At 46.6% G+C, this 2341-nt stretch carries 2 protein-coding genes; both read right to left on the bottom strand.

Going from position 1 to position 2341, the window contains the following annotated elements; all coding sequences use genetic code 11:
• Positions 1–193 precede the first annotated feature (193 nt).
• Positions 194–970, bottom strand: coding sequence for a Uma2 family endonuclease (locus PX481_RS18480; RefSeq protein ID WP_002758766.1), 777 nt, complete (start codon positions 968–970; stop codon positions 194–196).
• Positions 971–998: 28 nt separating this feature from the next.
• Positions 999–2003 carry an NADPH-dependent aldehyde reductase Ahr gene (gene ahr / locus PX481_RS18475; RefSeq protein ID WP_288095369.1) on the bottom strand — a complete coding sequence of 335 codons (1005 nt, stop codon included), beginning with the start codon at positions 2001–2003 and terminating at the stop codon, positions 999–1001.
• Between the last annotated feature and the right edge of the window lie 338 nt (positions 2004–2341).

Here is a 2341-nt window from a genome sequence, read left to right as displayed (position 1 = left end):
TTCAACGTCGCTTCTCGGCCGACTTTTCTTCACAAACTTACGATCGCTCTGGTGTTACTCTCAGTTAGGGTCTGAGATTTCGCCAAAGTATCAGCTTTCAATCTTAGAATTAAGTGAACAATCAGCCCACACAAACCGAGATCGGAAGGTGTGGGCTTTCGGTTTTTAGAGATAGGGGTCAGTCCTGGGCCGATTACGGGGTTTCATCGGGATTTATGCCTAATTGCCGTAATTGCGCCGCTAAACGTTCCGCACGTTGACGTTCGCTTTCAGCCTGTTGATAGGCTGCCTGGGCGCGTTGACGTTCGATTTCAGCATTCTGACGTTCGATTTCGGCTAATTCCGCGGGTAGGAGAATTAAATTGCCGTCTAGGTCATAAAAACGTAGCCAAGGGGCTTCTTCTCGCTGGATGCTGCCCATCCAGACTCCTAACCATAATCCCAAACGTTGACACCATAACCAACCGCGGTGGTCGGGAATAATTTCTTGATAGCATTGATTTGGGTCTAAAGTCCAACCTTGCAGGGAAGTGGCATCAAAGGGATTATAAACGAAGTATTGGGAACAGCGAAAAGTCCGCTCATACAGGTCTTTTTTGGTAGTTAAATCGATTTTTGCGGTGCTTTCTGACATTAATTCCACGATCACATCGGGATAACGTCCGTTTTCGTTCCAAACCACCCATCCTTGTCGTTTATAACTACCATCGATATCGAGGACAACGAAAAAATCGGGGCCACGAAAATCTTTATTAAAAACCCGCTCACGGCTAAAGTAAATAAACATATTACCGCCAACAAAAAAGTCTTCTCGATCCTGATAGGCTTGTTCGATAGAATCGATTAAGACATTCATGGCCTTGCGGTGACGGTGCGTTTCCAAAGGTTCTCCATCATCAAAAATCAAGTCTTCCGGGGGAATGGGTGGTTCTTGCCAATCGATAACTGGAGGAGTGAGGGGTTGAGTCATTGGGGTTACGTCCGGGATAGAGATGGTTTTATTTTATTTGCAAGACGAGGCGATATTTAGGTTGTCCGGTTCGCAATTTTTCCATGGCTTCATTCACCTGGGAGATAGGATAGGTTTCTGTCACCGGTTCAATGCCATGGCGAGAGGCAAATTCGATCATTTTATTGATGGTACTGGGACTACCCAAAGGACTGCCAGAAATCGATTTTTGACCCATAATCAAGGGAAAAGCATAGGTATTCATGGGTTCAAGAACAGCCCCAACAATATGCAGACGACCTTTGGGACGTAAACAGGCGATATAAAGACCCCAATCGAGATTAACGTTAACGGTAGAGATGATGAAATCAAAGTAATTTTGTACCGATTGCAAAGCTTCGGGGTCTCTGGAATTGATAAAATGAGTCGCGCCTAATTCTTTTGCTTCTGTTTCTTTGTCGGGACTACTGGAAAAAGCGGTTACTTCGCAGCCCCAAGCTTTGAGGAATTTTAAGGCTATATGGCCCAATCCACCAATACCAATGACACCAACTCGCGCCGTGGGTTTAATATCAAATTGGACAATGGGATTAAAGACGGTTATACCACCACAAAAAAGCGGGCCAGCTTTGGCAGCATCTAACTGGTCTGGCAAGGGAACTAACCAACTATGATGGGCCCGGACTTTTTCGGCAAAACCGCCATGGCGACCGACGATAGTTCCTTCGGCAGTGGCACAAAGGTTTTGATCCCCTGACATACAAGTTTCACAGGTCGAACAGGAACGGGAAAACCAACCAAGACCGACTCTTTGCCCTATGTTTAATTCTTTGACTTTAGCACCAAGAGCGGCGATTGTACCAACCACTTCATGACCAGGGACAAAGGGATAGGTGGTCAGTCCCCAATCGTTATCGAGCATACTTAGGTCACTGTGGCAGATGCCGCAATATTCCACCTCGATTTCCACATCTTCATCCGCTAATATACCCGGATCGTAGTCAAAAGGTGCTAGTTTTCCGCCTCTTTCTTGGGCTGCATAGGCTCTAATCATGATTAAGTCCTCTAGGATGGGTTTATTGGTTATTTTATCTCAAATGTCGGGGTGAAGACCCGAAGCGCTTAGCGCAACGGGATGAAACCGTTCGGCGGTTCGGCTGAGCGTTCGACAAAAGCTCACGCCGAAGTCTCACCGTCGAAGCCTGAGATCACGGCCGAAGCCCCGACCAATATAAAACAGCACTTCCACAGATTTCGACAGATTTCGACACATTTCGAGGGGCTTCGATGTCAAGGCTCAATGTCAAGGCTCAATGTCAAGGCTCAATGTCAAAGCTCAATGTCAAGGCTCAATGTCAAAGCTCAGTGACACGAAGCACGACACTTCGACAC

The sequence above is a fragment of the Microcystis sp. M53603_WE2 genome, from assembly GCF_030065435.1.
The sequence above is the reverse complement of the archived record's forward strand: the minus strand, read 5'-3'. Positions and strand labels throughout refer to the sequence as shown.